The 13,645-nt window shown below is 55.6% G+C and carries 14 protein-coding genes and 2 tRNA genes; 8 read left to right on the forward strand and 8 right to left on the reverse strand.

Features of this window, described 5'->3' with window-relative positions; genetic code table 11:
• Entirely contained in the window at nt 1–831 is an 831-nt protein-coding gene (locus V1566_RS12945) for an ABC transporter substrate-binding protein (RefSeq protein WP_395305989.1), read from the reverse strand.
• Between the two features lie 245 nt (nt 832–1,076).
• Here V1566_RS12945 and V1566_RS12950 point away from each other — a divergent pair, with 245 nt between their 5' ends.
• The 4 genes from V1566_RS12950 to V1566_RS12965 all read left to right on the forward strand — a co-directional run bounded on the left by V1566_RS12950 (nt 1,077) and on the right by V1566_RS12965 (nt 3,850).
• A complete protein-coding gene (locus V1566_RS12950; RefSeq protein ID WP_014831607.1) occupies nt 1,077–1,244 on the forward strand; it encodes a hypothetical protein in 168 nt (55 codons plus the stop codon).
• A gap of 107 nt (nt 1,245–1,351) precedes the next feature.
• Nucleotides 1,352–2,677, forward strand: coding sequence for a sensor histidine kinase (locus V1566_RS12955; RefSeq protein WP_395303542.1), 1,326 nt, complete (start codon nt 1,352–1,354; stop codon nt 2,675–2,677).
• Nucleotides 2,670–3,293 carry a response regulator transcription factor gene (locus tag V1566_RS12960; RefSeq protein WP_395303543.1) on the forward strand — a complete coding sequence of 208 codons (624 nt, stop codon included), beginning with the start codon at nt 2,670–2,672 and terminating at the stop codon, nt 3,291–3,293. Before V1566_RS12955 ends, V1566_RS12960 begins: the two co-directional genes overlap by 8 nt.
• A 77-nt stretch (nt 3,294–3,370) precedes the next feature.
• Nucleotides 3,371–3,850 (forward strand): heme-binding protein, encoded by a 480-nt coding sequence (locus V1566_RS12965; protein ID WP_395303544.1) that lies wholly within the window; start codon nt 3,371–3,373, stop codon nt 3,848–3,850.
• Between the two features lie 34 nt (nt 3,851–3,884).
• Here V1566_RS12965 and V1566_RS12970 read toward each other — a convergent pair whose 3' ends face one another.
• Complete coding sequence (locus V1566_RS12970; protein WP_003857665.1) at nt 3,885–4,025, reverse strand: hypothetical protein; 141 nt, start codon at nt 4,023–4,025, stop codon at nt 3,885–3,887.
• 125 nt (nt 4,026–4,150) lie between these two features.
• Here V1566_RS12970 and V1566_RS12975 point away from each other — a divergent pair, with 125 nt between their 5' ends.
• The gene (locus V1566_RS12975) at nt 4,151–4,933 is read left to right on the forward strand and encodes an MBL fold metallo-hydrolase (protein WP_395303545.1); all 783 of its coding nucleotides are present in this window, start codon (nt 4,151–4,153) and stop codon (nt 4,931–4,933) included.
• Nucleotides 4,934–5,005: 72 nt separating this feature from the next.
• The gene (locus tag V1566_RS12980) at nt 5,006–5,641 is read left to right on the forward strand and encodes a carbonic anhydrase (RefSeq protein WP_395303546.1); all 636 of its coding nucleotides are present in this window, start codon (nt 5,006–5,008) and stop codon (nt 5,639–5,641) included.
• Nucleotides 5,642–5,669: 28 nt separating this feature from the next.
• Here V1566_RS12980 and V1566_RS12985 read toward each other — a convergent pair whose 3' ends face one another.
• From V1566_RS12985 to mdtK, 4 genes are all read right to left on the reverse strand, one after another.
• Nucleotides 5,670–7,265 carry an FAD-NAD(P)-binding protein gene (locus tag V1566_RS12985; protein ID WP_395303547.1) on the reverse strand — a complete coding sequence of 532 codons (1,596 nt, stop codon included), beginning with the start codon at nt 7,263–7,265 and terminating at the stop codon, nt 5,670–5,672.
• Nucleotides 7,266–7,382: 117 nt separating this feature from the next.
• Nucleotides 7,383–7,459, reverse strand: a tRNA-Val gene (locus V1566_RS12990).
• Nucleotides 7,460–7,463: 4 nt separating this feature from the next.
• Nucleotides 7,464–7,540 (reverse strand) — tRNA-Val (locus V1566_RS12995).
• A 153-nt stretch (nt 7,541–7,693) separates the two neighbouring features.
• A complete protein-coding gene (gene mdtK, locus V1566_RS13000; RefSeq protein ID WP_395303548.1) occupies nt 7,694–9,067 on the reverse strand; it encodes an MdtK family multidrug efflux MATE transporter in 1,374 nt (457 codons plus the stop codon).
• Between the two features lie 225 nt (nt 9,068–9,292).
• Here mdtK and V1566_RS13005 point away from each other — a divergent pair, with 225 nt between their 5' ends.
• Complete coding sequence (locus tag V1566_RS13005; RefSeq protein WP_395303549.1) at nt 9,293–9,937, forward strand: riboflavin synthase subunit alpha; 645 nt, start codon at nt 9,293–9,295, stop codon at nt 9,935–9,937.
• A gap of 31 nt (nt 9,938–9,968) precedes the next feature.
• On the opposite strand, the gene cfa is transcribed toward V1566_RS13005, so the two are convergent.
• Nucleotides 9,969–11,117, reverse strand: coding sequence for a cyclopropane fatty acyl phospholipid synthase (cfa, locus tag V1566_RS13010; protein ID WP_395303550.1), 1,149 nt, complete (start codon nt 11,115–11,117; stop codon nt 9,969–9,971).
• Between the two features lie 298 nt (nt 11,118–11,415).
• The gene (gene punC, locus V1566_RS13015) at nt 11,416–12,615 is read right to left on the reverse strand and encodes a purine nucleoside transporter PunC (protein WP_395303551.1); all 1,200 of its coding nucleotides are present in this window, start codon (nt 12,613–12,615) and stop codon (nt 11,416–11,418) included.
• A gap of 114 nt (nt 12,616–12,729) precedes the next feature.
• Between punC and punR the strand changes: the two genes are divergently transcribed.
• Nucleotides 12,730–13,641, forward strand: a complete 912-nt coding sequence (gene punR, locus V1566_RS13020) for a DNA-binding transcriptional activator PunR (RefSeq protein WP_121423485.1) — start codon at nt 12,730–12,732, stop codon at nt 13,639–13,641.
• The last annotated feature ends 4 nt before the right edge of the window (nt 13,642–13,645 follow it).

Here is a 13,645-nt window from a genome sequence, read left to right on the forward strand (position 1 = left end):
TTACCTGGCTTCTATTTTAAAGGCGCGAGGCTGTGGGGCAGGCGTATTTGGGCCAAACCAGACATCGTAGATTTTTGCTGCCTGACCGTTTTTCTCGAGATTAACCAGCTCGTCGTTAACGGCCCTCAGCAGCGCGGTTTCACCTTTCTTCACCCCAACGCCAATCTCTTCCTTACTGAGCAGATCGGGCAGGATTTTGAAGTTCGCTTTATCCGGCGCCTGCGCCAGCAGACCGGCCAGAATGGTGCTGTCCTGGGTGATGGCCTGTACGTTACCGTTGCGCAGTGCCGTCAGCGCCAGGGGAATATCGTCATAAGAGAGCACGCGTGACTGCGGGAAACGCTGGTGCAGCGCCTGCTCGCCCGTCGTTCCTTTGACTGCGCCAATACGCGCCCGGCTATAGTCATCAAGCTTGTCCGGTGATTTAGCCGGAACCAGGAACTGCTGGCCGGTGACGAAGTAAGGGGTCGAGAAATCAATCACCTGCGCGCGTTCAGGGGTGATAGTAATATCCGCCACGATCAGGTCTGCTTTCCCGGACTGCAGCAGCGGAATACGGTTGGCCGGATTGGTGGCAACCAGTTCAAGCTTCACGCCGAGCGATTTTGCCAGCGCTTTGGCGAAGTCCACGTCATAACCCACGATCTCGTGCGTTTTTGCATCAATAGAGCCAAACGGCGGGTTGGCGTCAAATGTGGCCACTTTCACCACCCCTGCGGCCTTAATATCCGCCAGCTGATCGGCCTGTGCCTGCGCTGAAAGCAGGCTCCCCGCCGCCAGTAATCCCAGAACCAGTGTCCGTTTGGTAAACCCTTTCATGTTTGCTGCCATAGTCATTCGCCATCCCGTTGTTTTTGTTTTACCCCGCTACGCTCCCATAAGCGAAAGCTATCGCCAAATAAGAAATCGTTCTTTGCTATGAGCAAAAAAGCATTAGTGAACAAGGTGTTAATGAAGAGTGAAAAGAACGGGATGCTATTTGCAAATCCTGCACATCGACAGTGGATTTTGGTATTTCCCCCGCGCGTCATTTGAGTGTTTAACTGAGGTCAGACACGGCGAGAGAGGGTAAGACGATGAAAAAGTGGATCAGCACGTTACGGCGGTTTTTTGCGACCCGACCAGTGAATGCGGAGAACAGCGCGCAACGTGTTCTTGAGTCAATACTGCCTGTCGCCAGCCTGTATGGCGTAGACGTTGCCAACATTGACCCGGAGTGGTTCCATGATAAAACGTCACGCTGAACTGCGCCGCACGCGCGAAACGTACTGGAACGAGGTGTGCTGGATTTTGTTCTGACGCCGGATAGCTGTTAATGTCGACAGATGGTTGAGTCTGCTTAGTTAACGGAATGAAGAACCCCTTTTTAAAGCGCGGCATTATTGTCTGGACGATAGTCTGCCTCATCAGCGGCGTCCTGCTCTATGCCGAACAAATTCGCCGCCAGTTCTGGGAGCGCGATCGCGAGTTTGCAGCACTCTTCTCTGAGTTAAGCGCGGTACTGACGCAAAATGAGTCCGTATTGCCACTTCTGAATGGCGATGAAGATATTGCCACTCTGCGCAAAAAATTCCCTCAGCTTCTTGCCCTGGAAAAGACCTCCGGACGCCCGCTTGATGCGCCACGGGTTGAACCTGCCCACGAGATACAGTACTGGCTTTACAATCCCTGGCGTCAGATCCGCGTGCTGGTGGACCTCGGCCCGATCCTGAATGCGCACCATCCCTTTACTCATCTCGGGATCCGTTTTATGCCAAACGGCGACGAGCCAGCGTCAGATGCCTTCTGGCACTGGCAACGTACTTTCCCGCAGCATACTCAACCTTTTACGCTGGAAGCCGATTCCCGGCCAGACTGGCTCGCCATTAACGGGTTGGTGTATCCCATCTTGTTTATCGGTTGGGGGATAGTGATTGCGCTGGCGAGCGTGGTGCTCTGGCAGCGTAAAGCGCGGAAAGAGGCCGAGCAAAGGGCGCTCTATTACCAGCGCGCCAGACTGAATACCCTGGGAGAGATCACCGCCGGTATCGTGCATGAGATTAACCAGCCGCTTACCGCCGCGCAGACGTGGATCCAGGGGGCGCAACGCCAGCTGCAGCAGGACAATGGGCCTGCGGTGTCGCAGGCGTTAGTGGCCGCGCTGACGCAAATGCAGCGAATTAGCGCCTTGCTGACCCGCTTTCGCGAACACGTAGTGCAGGAGAATGTATCCCTGCGAGAAACTGACCTGGCACAGTGCTGGCTGCAGGTTGTGAACCTGCTTGAGCATGAGCGCAGGGCCGAACATATCACGGTCAGCCATATGTTTGCCCCGGGGGCGACAACCGTTCTGGGCGATCGTCTCTGGCTGGAGCAGGTGCTGCATAATTTGCTCAGCAATGCGATTCAGGCGCAGCAGGCCTCTGCAGCTGGCTGGGTAAAGATTGAAAGTCATAAAAATGCGCGAGGTATCCTGATTACCGTGACTGACGGTGGTCCAGGCTTTAGCCCGGAGGCGTTACAGAATGCCTTCATGCCGTTTTACAGCGGCAGAGAGGAGGGAATGGGGCTGGGGATGACCTTAACGGAATCATTGATGACGCGAATGAATGGATCGATTACGTTGGGTAATGCTCCGCAGGGCGGAGCGCAGATCAAACTACAACTGGCGCACGGAAAGGAGGCTACGGATGGATAAGACAGTCTGGCTGATTGATGACGATGAATCCATCAGGGAGTCGATGGCGTTTTTGCTTTCAGGCATGGGCTGGCCGGTCAGGACGTTTGAAAGCGTTGATGCTTTTACCGCTGCCCATGCGCGTGAGACCGCGCTGGTGGGCTGTATGCTGCTGGATATGCGGATGCCGGGTAAAGGCGGACTCGCCTGGCTTGAAGAAGGCAAATGGCCCTGGCCCCTGCTGCCGGTGATTATCATGACCGGACACGGTTCGGTTGACGCCTGCCGCCGGGCATTCCGTAACGGCGTCTTTGAGTTTTTTACCAAGCCGATGGATGCCGACAAGCTTATCGAAACAGTGGGCCTGGCCTTCGAAGAGAGCCAGCGCCGCTTTGCCGACTGGCAGGAAACAACCCGGATTGCGGCGCGTTTCGCTCAGTTGACCGCGCGTGAGCATGAGGTGCTGGGTGAGTTGATAAAAGGGCTCAGCAACAAAGAGGTGGCTGCCCGGTTGAACCTCTCGCCGCGTACGGTAGAAGCGCACCGCGCATCGGCATTTACCAGGCTTGGGGTCAATAGCCTGGTCCAGGCAGCCCGGGAATACGATAAATTGCAATCCGTAGAACTACCAGGATGAGTGCGTAATCAACCGAATACCGTTTCATCGTACGGCTGAGTAACCTCTGGGTGTCTCTCAACACGCGAGGAAGTGCGATGAAAAAAATAATGATGGTTGCGGCACTGGCCGCGGGTAGCCTGAGCCTGGCGGCACAGGCCGATACGTTGAATCAAAAGAATCTCTCACTGGCGCAGGCGAATGCGCTCGCAACCTCCGCCATTCAGGCCTGTACGGCAAAAAATTATCAGGTGACCGTCACCGTTGTTGACCGCGCGGGCGTGGTGAAAGCGGTACAGCGCACGGACAATGCCGGTCCTCACACGGTAAAAGCCAGTGAAATGAAAGCCTGGACGGCGCTCAGCGCGAAGAATGCGTCAGGTAAAGTGATGGAGGCGGCGCAGAGCAATGCGGGGGCACAAAATATGCGTGACGTCCCGGGCTTCCTGCTGCTGGCGGGTGGCCTGCCGGTGAAAGAGGGTGATGAGGTTATTGGGGCGATTGGAATCGGCGGTGCGCCGGGCGGTCATCTTGATGAAGCCTGCGCTCAGGCAGCCATTGAAGGGCTCAAAAAGTAACACAAAAAAGCACCGGTTTCCCGGTGCTTTTTTATTAGATCTTGCAGGCATCGCCGCAGTCGTCGTCGGCGACAATCGCCTGCGCTTTTTTGTCTGCATCGTCCAGGCGTTCCGCATTACGCTCTTCGGCCTCATCCAGACCGTTAAAGACTAAGTTATCGAGATCAATTTCCATGTGGCACCTGCTCAGTTCAGTTTTTGATACTGGCACAGTATAGGGCAAAAAAAGCCAGCAATGTACCTCGCAGCACATAAGGATAATCCCTGCCATACTCAGTGCTTTATCGCTGAGGAGAGCACATGATAACACTCTGTAAAACCTGTGGAACCGCCTACGATACGCAGCCGGACCGATGCCCGATTTGCGAGGATGAGCGCCAGTACGTGCCCGCTACGGGCCAGGCGTGGACCGGTCTCGACACCGTCACCGCCACGCATACTAACAAATGGCAGCAGCTGGAGCCGCGGCTGTTCGGGATCAAAACGGTGCCTGCGTTTGCGATCAACCAGCGGGCGCTGCTCCTGCAAACGCCTCACGGGAATATCCTCTGGGACTGCATCGCCAACCTCGACCCCGCAACCAAAACGCTCATTACCGCCCTCGGCGGCATCAGTGCGATTGCGATTTCACATCCGCACTATTACACCACGATGCAGGATTGGGCTGCAGCGTTTGATGCGCCGGTGTACCTGCACGCCAGCGACAGGGAGTGGGTCATGCGCGACAGCCCGGCCATTCATTTCTGGGAGGGGGATGCGCTGGACGTTTTCCCGTCGGTCACCTTGCTGCGTCTGGGCGGGCATTTTGCCGGTGGAACGGTGCTGCACTGGCAGGAGGGGGGCGGGGTACTGTTGGTGGGCGATATTCTGCAGGTCACGCCGGGTAAAGACGCCGTCTCGTTTATGTGGAGCTACCCGAATTATCTCCCGCTGCCGGCCCGCGAAGTGGCGTCGGTCATGGGTCATCTGGAAGGCAAAACCTTTGAACGTCTTTACGGCGCGTTCGAAGGGCAGAACATCCGGGCCTTCGCCGACGAGATTGTGCGGCGGTCGGGCCAGAAATATATTGCTTGTCTGAAGTAAACCACGATGGGTAAACTTTACGAGTGTGATCTCGATCATACCTAAACTAAAACAGATAAAAGAGACATTGCTATGCAACATATCATTGAAGGTTTTCTCAGCTTTCAAAAAGAGATTTTCCCGCAACGTAAAGAACTCTTCCGCAGTTTAGCGTCCAGCCAGAATCCCAAAGCGCTGTTCATCTCATGCTCCGACAGCCGTCTGGTCCCGGAACTGGTCACCCAGCAAGAGCCAGGACAACTCTTTGTCATTCGTAATGCTGGCAACATCGTGCCGCCTTTCGGGCCGGAGCCTGGCGGCGTGTCCGCCACTATCGAATACGCCGTGGTGGCGCTGGGCGTCACGGATATCGTGATTTGCGGTCACTCCAACTGTGGCGCGATGAAGGCGATTGCCGATAACGCGAACCTGGAGCCGATGCCTGCTGTTTCACACTGGCTGCGCTATTCCGACGCGGCGAAAGCCGTGGTTGAGAAGAAAACCTGGGATAAGCCGATCGATAAAGTCAATGCGATGGTGCAGGAGAACGTGTTTGCGCAGCTGAGCAACATTAAGACCCATCCGTCCGTCGCGGTGGGCCTGCGTAATCACTCCATCCGACTGCACGGCTGGGTGTACGACATAGAAAGCGGCGAAATCCTCGCGCTGGATAAAGAGACGAAAACCTTCGTTTCGCTGTCTGAAAACCCGGAAGTCTTCTTCGAGTAATCAGCGACAGCAGGGCATGGAAGCCCTGTCAGTTCTCAATAAACGGCAATCTCCGCCGCGATCCGGACGCGGGTTTTTCCGCCGCCTTTGCCATTGCTTCCGCAATCTCTGCACACTCCGCCAGCCCCTGAACGAAGGGACGATCGTGCATCAGCCACGGTATCGCGCCGAAGGCGATGCGCCCGCGAACGGTGTCAGGCGCTTTTAAGGTGTAATCCTCACCGATGTCGGGTATCTCTTCGCCCGTGGCTTCCAGCTGTTTGCGCAGCGTCGGGAAGGGCAGATCTTTCGTTTTGAGCGGCTTCTGCCCGCGCGCATCAATAAACACGTCGTAACGGTAAACGGTCTCTTTTGTGGTGATTACCGTTCGATCGCTGCCAACATCCAGCGCGTAATCGTCACCGAGCGCAGCCACGCTAATGATGCCGGCTTCGCGAAGCGCGAGCAGCCTGCGGATCGACTGCGGAGGAATGGCCGCATAGTTGTCGATAAATACCCGGGCCAGACCTTGCTTAAAGCGCTCTCTGTCCTCTTCGTCGAGGTGGGGGACAATCTCCTGAACCACCTCATGCAGCCGAAGGACGGCATAGCGCCAGGCCACGGTGCGCTGTTCTCGCTTGTTCCGCTCAACCTCGTTGAGATTCTCCTCTGCCCAGGTAAAGGGGCCGTGCCGTTTACGATCCTCAAACCAGACCTCACGAATGCTGTCCGCATTCTGCTTATGCAGCGATATTTTCTCGCACCACGTCGGGTCAGCGAGCTGAAGCTCTTTCACCATCAGGGTAAAGATGCGGTCGAGCAGGCCATCCGATCCTTTGGCAATCTCGCTTTCAGCCGCGTGTTCGGTCAATACCGATAGCGGTTCGTAGGGGATAGGGCAGTAAAAATCGGCTTCCGGCAGGATGCCCGTCCGGGACATCAGGACAATGTTTAATGCCTCGCTGCCCTTATCCAGCACGAATTTATCGTCGCGAAACGCACCGTGCTGCATCACCACCGCCATGGCCGCGTCGAGACCGCTCAACGATGTCCCCATAATACCGACGCGGCAGGGAGGAATATGGGCATCCATCAGACCGGACCAGGGGCTTGGGAAGAACGTGCGCGTGGCTTCATCCTCCTCGGGCCAGACGTGGCCGGTGGCGATAACCGCAAGGTCGAATTGATCGGGCAAGACGCTGCCGTTTACGGAAAGCGTAACGCCGGTTGTCGCGGGAATGATGTCAGTGACTTTCGCAAATTCATGGACATCAACGTTGAATCCCAGCCTTTTTGCCTCTTTTACGATGGAAAGAAAGCTGTCGCGGAAATACTCACCCAGCAGGAGCCTGGGCAGGAACTGTCGGTCATGCAGGCGGGCTTTATCAACCTTAAAGCGCGCAAGATGGGCGTCACTCTGTTCCTTGAGCCAGTCGAGGTAGGTCAAAAAAATGGGCGGGATTTCAATGCTCGCAATGTTCGCCAGCATCAGACGAGAGTTATCGTCGTCGTTATAGGGCATACCCACGCCAGCGTCTTCGGATTGTTCAAAGATGGAAACTGAGAGCGGCGTGCTGTTTTTAAGGAGATGATAAAAAGTATAAATCCCTGTGGGGCCGGAGCCGATAATCGCGATTTTCTTCATCGACGGTCTTCCTGTTTTTTTCCATAAGAAAAGCGTAGCAGGAGAATAATGATGAAAATAACGGATTAGGAAAATTCAGGATATCAGAAGAGGATTTGCACCATTTCAGGACTGAAATGGTGCGTCCGAGTGGACTCGAACCACCGACCCCCACCATGTCAAGGTGGTGCTCTAACCAACTGAGCTACGGACGCAGAATGGTGCGTTCAATTGGACTCGAACCAACGACCCCCACCATGTCAAGGTGGTGCTCTAACCAACTGAGCTATGAACGCAACGTGTTGTCGGTGACAACGGGGACGAATATTAGCGGCACAGCACCAAGGTGGCAAGAGGGAAAATGCATTTTTCTCTCTGATTTCACGCGATTGCTTCATTACCGCGCAAAGTGAAGAGAAAGTAGCCGCCAGGGGGCGGCTACTGTGTCGTTAACGTGCAGCGCGTTGCAAAATGACCGTTGATGGCTGACGTTGCAGGAAGCGCATACGCATCATCATCATAATCGCCGCCGACGTCAGGCCGATGATAAAGCCCATCCAGAACCCTGCCGGACCCATGCGATCCACCACCAGATCGGTAAGCGCCAGGATGTAGCCAGTCGGCAGTCCCAGCACCCAGTAGGCGATGAAGGTGATAAAGAAGATAGAGCGCGTGTCTTTATATCCGCGCAGCACGCCGCTGCCAATCACCTGGATGGAGTCAGAAATCTGGTAAATCGCGGCCAGCAACATCAGGTGCGATGCCAGCGTGACCACTTCCGGGTTATCGTTATAAAGCAGGGCAATCTGCTCGCGTAATGCAACGGTAAAGAGCGCCGTACAGACAGCCATGCAGACGCCGACGCCCAGCCCGGTCCGGGCGGCCGTTTGCGCATCCAGCGTTGAGCCCTGGCCCAGGCGGAAGCCCACGCGAATCGTTACTGCCGCCGCAAGCGACATCGGCAGGACGAACATCAGGGAGCTGAAGTTGAGCGCAATCTGGTGCCCGGCCACGTTCACAATGCCCAGCGGGGAGACCAGCAGGGCGACCACGGCAAACAGGGTCACCTCAAAGAACAGGGCGAGGGCAATCGGCAACCCTAACTGCACCAGACGCGTCATGATGTTCCAGTCCGGCGTGCTGAATCTGTTCTCGTTGCGAATATCGCGCATGGAACGGGCGCGTTTTACAAAGACGATCATCGAGAAGAACATCACCCAGTAAACGGCTGCCGTCGCCACGCCGCAACCGACGCCGCCCAGCTCCGGCATCCCGAAATGTCCGTAAATAAAGATATAGTTCACCGGAATATTGACCAGCAAACCGATAAAGCCCATCACCATCCCGGGCTTGGTTTTCGCCAGCCCCTCACACTGGTTACGCGCCACCTGGAAAAAGAGGTAGCCAGGCGCACCCCAGAGCAGGGCGCGCAGATAGCCCACGGCTTTATCAGCCAGTGCCGGGTCAATGTTATGCATAGCGCGAATGATATGGCCCGCATTCCAGAGCACGACCATGATCAGCACGGAGACAAACCCTGCCAGCCAGAAACCCTGACGGACCTGATGGGCAATGCGCTCGCGACGACCCGAGCCATTGAGCTGAGCGATAACAGGCGTGAGTGCGAGCAGCAGACCGTGGCCGAACAGGATGGCCGGAAGCCAGATTGACGTGCCGATAGCAACGGCCGCCATATCGGTGGCGCTGTAGCCACCTGCCATTACCGTATCCACAAATCCCATTGCGGTCTGGGCCACTTGCGCGATGATCACTGGTATAGCCAGTGCCAATAACTGGCGCGCTTCATTCATGTACTTCTGCACGTGAACACCTTTATTTTGTAGTTATTTGAGAGACTAAAAAAGCCGCCGAAACGGGCAGCAAGAAGAAAATGCAGGGGGGTGCCAGCTATTGTAGCGGGCTTTAGCTATTTATCTAGTGAAAAAATCGCCAGAAAATGCGCTCCGCTGGCAACCTGTTTTTCCAACTGTTATTGTGGTGGGATTAAACGGTGTCACCACCGTCCGGAAAAAACAGGAGTTGTAAGCATGTTTACTGGTATTGTGCAGGGCACCGCCAAAGTGGTGTCCATTGAGGAAAAACCTAATTTCCGTACTCATGTTGTTGAGCTGCCGGAATATATGCTTGAGGGCATTGAAACAGGCGCGTCGATTGCCCACAACGGCTGCTGCCTGACCGTTACCGAAATTAACGGCAACAAGATTAGCTTTGATTTAATGAAAGAGACGCTGCGCATCACCAACCTGGGCGAGCTGGCGGTGGGAGATACCGTCAACGTTGAGCGCGCGGCGAAGTTCAGCGATGAGATTGGCGGCCACCTGATGTCCGGCCACATCATGACCACCGCTGAAGTGGCAAAAATCGTGACCTCGGAAAATAATCGTCAAATCTGGTTTAAAATGCAGGATCCTTCATTAATGAAATACATCCTGTATAAAGGATTTATTGGCATTGATGGGATTAGCCTGACGGTGGGTGAAGTAACGCCAACGCGTTTTTGCGTGCATTTAATTCCTGAAACGCTGCAGCGCACCACGCTGGGTGCGAAAAAACTGGGGCACCGCGTGAATATTGAAATCGATCCGCAAACCCAGGCGGTGGTGGATACAGTTGAGCGCGTGCTGGCAGCAAAAGAAGCGGCAATAATAAAGACCGCCGCAGAAGAAGAATAAAAAAATAACCCCGGGTATCCGGGGTTATTTTTTAGCGTGCGACACGGAGTCCGTGTTCAATCCCACGGCTGAATACTACCTGCCAGAGCTGAATATCCCGTGCGCGAAACGCCCCCGCGCAGGCATTCAGATAATAGCTAAACATCCGCTTGAATCGTTCAGAATAGTTGTCCGCAATCTCAGGCCAGGTCTCCTGAAAACGCGCGTGCCATGCCATCAACGTGGTGTCGTAATCCGCGCCAAAGTTATGCCAGTCTTCCATCACGAAATGGGGTTCACTGGCGTTGGCAATCTGGCGAACGGACGGTAAACAGCCATTTGGAAAGATGTATTTGTTGATCCACGGGTCAACGTTATTGTCGGTCCGCTTAGAGCCGATGGTGTGCAGCAGGAAGATGCCGTCCGATTTCAGATTACGATCCACCACCTCAAAATAGGTATCGTAGTTTTTCGGCCCGACGTGCTCGAACATGCCGACGGAAACGATCCGGTCAAACTGTTCGTTCAGGTCACGGTAATCCTGCAGCCGGATATCCACATCGAGACCCTGGCAGCGCTCTCGCGCCATTTTTTGCTGTTCCGCTGAAATCGTCACGCCGACGACGCTGACGCCATAGTGCTTCGCCATAAAATACGCCAGCCCGCCCCAGCCGCAGCCGATATCCAGCACGCGCATACCGGGCTGAAGCAGCAGCTTCTCGCTAATCAGACGCAGCTTGGCCTGCTGGGCCTCTTCAAGCGTCGACGCCTCTTTCCAGTAGGCGCAGGAGTACTGCATGAAAGGGTCCAGCATACGGCTGAACAGGTCATTGCCAAGATCGTAGTGTTCTTTGCCAACGATCCACGCGCGTTTTTTACTTTGCAGATTGAACAGTCGGGCAGAGGCGACACGCAGGGTGTCTTTCAGATTGCGAGGGAGTTGATTTTCAAGACCGGCACGCAGCACGCTGGCGAAAAAGGTATCCAGACGTTCGCACTCCCACCAGCCGTCCATATAGCTTTCACCCAGGCCTAACGATCCCTCCCGCAACACGCGTTTAAAAAAGTCGGGATGTTTAACCTGAGGATCGGATGGCGATGATCCATTGATAGTGATGCCTGCTCGACCTAACAGTTCACTGACGATCCGGGACCAGTTATCGTCCGGAACGCTGACTTCTTCTATACACGATGAACTCATAGCTTCTCCATCACCCTACTGTGATCAGAACCTTAAAACAGCGTAGACGCTTTTTTTGGTTTGTGAGAAATCTCACGGTAAATACCGCGAGGCTAGTATCCGACGTAGAACAGAGGAAGGGAGATAACCCTTGCCGAAATGCCTTCCATGGTAAAACAGGAGCGCTCCGGCTCCCGTTAACACTTAATATTTATCGTATTTAATCGAACCAAATTTAGTATAGGCCTCAAAATTTGGTGATTCAATAGAAAATTCTTAGCAACCTAATCACTGAAAATTAACATGATTTCCGGCGCGATCAGGCATGTGACGTTTCAACCTGAGTGCGATTAGCCTGCTCACGCTGCGCGGCTGCCTGCATGCGATAGCCGATCGCCGCCAGCGCAACGGTGACCAGCATCACGCTGGTGGTGGTCAGGAGCGGCGTGGCAATCAGCGCCGAGACCACCAGGCTTGCCAGGAAGCACAGCCCCAGTTGCAGGGTGTTCTGAAGCGCGGCGGCGCGCCCTGTCGCCTGCGGGAACGGGCGCAGTGCCTGGGCTACGACAATCGGGTAAATCGCCCCGTTCGCGACGGCCATCACGCAGAATGGGATCAAAATTTCGGCCAGACCGGCACCCGGAATAAAGCCAACGGCCCAGGTCCCGATGACGCTCAGCGCATATAGCACCAGCAGCCATGGCAGCATCTGCTGACCTTCCCATTTTTGCAGCGCCGCGCGGCAGCCGTAACCGCCGACCAGGAACGCGATAGTCTGCGGAACATAGCTCAGGCCGATGGCTGCCGGGCTGTAGCCCATATCATGCAGAATGAACGGCGAACCGGTGAGCCACGCGAAGAAGCTTGCCGAGCAGGCGGCATAGATCAGGACATTGCCGCGATACGCTTTGGTGCTGAGCAGAGAAGTGAAGGTAATCGGCTTCGCGTCAGCATGCGCTTCTTTTTTATGCGCGGGCTTGAGGGCGAACGCCGGCAGCATCAGTACCAGGGTAATGGCAAACAGCGTGGCGAAGATGGCCTGCCAGTCGAAATGCGCGAGGATCCAGCTGCCCAGCAGAGGGGCGAGGGCTGGTGAGAGACCCACCAGCGGCATAATGGTGGCGAAAATACGGTTAGTGCGGTTAGCCGGGTAATAGTCGGTGACCAGCGCCTGCCAGGTCACGGCCGCGGCACAGACGCCCACGGCCTGAATAAAACGCAACACCAGCAGCCAGGTGGCATCGCGTACCCATAACATCCCCAGACAGCCCACGGCAAAAATGGCCAGGCCCAGCAGCAGTACCGGTTTACGACCAAAGCGATCCGAGAGCGGTCCCCAGAGCAGCTGTGCGAAAGCAAAACCGGCGAGGAATAAACTCAGGCTGGCGCTGATGGCGGCAGCAGGGGTTTGCAAGTCTTCCTGCATGGCGGCAAACGCCGGCAGGTACATATCGGTGGCCAAAAAGCCCAGCACGCTTAAGCCGCCGAGCCAGACTAAAAAACCGTTCCTGGGTTGCATTATTTTATTCTCCTGAGGAGGCAGGTATACATTGGCGCTGAGTGTAGGGAGTGCAAAGCCGCTTGTGAAACGCTAATATTTGGCGGGTGCATTCAAATTTTTTGCAGGCAGAAAATGTGGTCAGATTATTCTCTTGAAGTGGTCGATGCTGTTGCGCGTAACGGCAGTTTTAGCGGTGCGGCGCAGGAGCTGCACCGCGTCCCTTCGGCAATCAGCTACACGGTGCGTCAGCTGGAGGAGTGGCTGGCGGTTCCGCTGTTTGAACGGCGGCATCGTGATGTGGAATTAACGCCCGCAGGCGCGTGGTTTTTGAAGGAAGGGCGTTCTGTTATCAAAAAAATGCAGATCACCCGCGAACAGTGTCAGCAGATCGCTAACGGCTGGCGGGGACATCTTTCCATCGCGGTGGATAACATCGTTAAGCCGGAACGCACCCGGCAGATGATCGTCGACTTCTATCGTCATTTTTCGGATGTCGAACTGCGGGTTTCGCAGGAGGTGTTCAACGGCGTCTGGGATGCGCTGGCGGACGGCAGGGCAGAGATGGCGATTGGGGCCACGCAGGCGATCCCGGTCGGGGGGCGTTACGCCTTTCGCGATATGGGGATGCTGAGCTGGAAGTGCGTGGTGGCAAGCAATCATCCGCTGGCGGCGATGGAAGGGCCGCTGAGCGATGATACGCTGCGGAACTGGCCGTCGCTGGTGCTGGAGGATACGTCCCGTTCACTGCCCAAGCGCATCACCTGGCTTCTGGACAACCAGCGGCGGGTGGTTGCGCCTGACTGGGAATCGTCGGCGACGTGCCTCAGCGCAGGACTGTGCGTCGCGATGGTGCCCGTTCATTTCGCGCGTCCGCGCATCGATACCGGAGAGTGGGTTGAGCTGACGCTGGAGAATCCGTTCCCGGATGCGGCCTGCTGCCTCACCTGGCAGCAAAATGATGTCTCGCCTGCGATGGCCTGGCTGCTGGATTATCTGGGAGACAGCGAAACGCTAAACCGGGAATGGTTACGGGAGCCAGCGTAGCTGG

The sequence above is a fragment of the Enterobacter sp. ECC-019 genome, assembly GCF_043974075.1.
In the GTDB taxonomy this organism is placed as follows: Bacteria; Pseudomonadota; Gammaproteobacteria; order Enterobacterales; family Enterobacteriaceae; genus Enterobacter; species Enterobacter asburiae_D.

Excerpts from the sequence above, each read along its gene's own strand:
- V1566_RS12975 (WP_395303545.1), top strand. The coding sequence starts at position 4,151 with ATGATAACACTCTGTAAAACCTGTGGAACCGCCTACGATACGCAGCCG.
- punR (WP_121423485.1), top strand. The coding sequence starts at position 12,730 with ATGTGGTCAGATTATTCTCTTGAAGTGGTCGATGCTGTTGCGCGTAAC.
- V1566_RS12960 (WP_395303543.1), top strand. The coding sequence starts at position 2,670 with ATGGATAAGACAGTCTGGCTGATTGATGACGATGAATCCATCAGGGAG.
- V1566_RS12970 (WP_003857665.1), bottom strand. The coding sequence starts at position 4,025 with ATGGAAATTGATCTCGATAACTTAGTCTTTAACGGTCTGGATGAGGCC.
- V1566_RS13005 (WP_395303549.1), top strand. The coding sequence starts at position 9,293 with ATGTTTACTGGTATTGTGCAGGGCACCGCCAAAGTGGTGTCCATTGAG.
- cfa (WP_395303550.1), bottom strand. The coding sequence starts at position 11,117 with ATGAGTTCATCGTGTATAGAAGAAGTCAGCGTTCCGGACGATAACTGG.
- punC (WP_395303551.1), bottom strand. The coding sequence starts at position 12,615 with ATGCAACCCAGGAACGGTTTTTTAGTCTGGCTCGGCGGCTTAAGCGTG.
- V1566_RS12950 (WP_014831607.1), top strand. The coding sequence starts at position 1,077 with ATGAAAAAGTGGATCAGCACGTTACGGCGGTTTTTTGCGACCCGACCA.
- V1566_RS12980 (WP_395303546.1), top strand. The coding sequence starts at position 5,006 with ATGCAACATATCATTGAAGGTTTTCTCAGCTTTCAAAAAGAGATTTTC.
- V1566_RS12985 (WP_395303547.1), bottom strand. The coding sequence starts at position 7,265 with ATGAAGAAAATCGCGATTATCGGCTCCGGCCCCACAGGGATTTATACT.
- V1566_RS12965 (WP_395303544.1), top strand. The coding sequence starts at position 3,371 with ATGAAAAAAATAATGATGGTTGCGGCACTGGCCGCGGGTAGCCTGAGC.
- V1566_RS12955 (WP_395303542.1), top strand. The coding sequence starts at position 1,352 with ATGAAGAACCCCTTTTTAAAGCGCGGCATTATTGTCTGGACGATAGTC.
- V1566_RS12945 (WP_395305989.1), bottom strand. The coding sequence starts at position 831 with ATGGCAGCAAACATGAAAGGGTTTACCAAACGGACACTGGTTCTGGGA.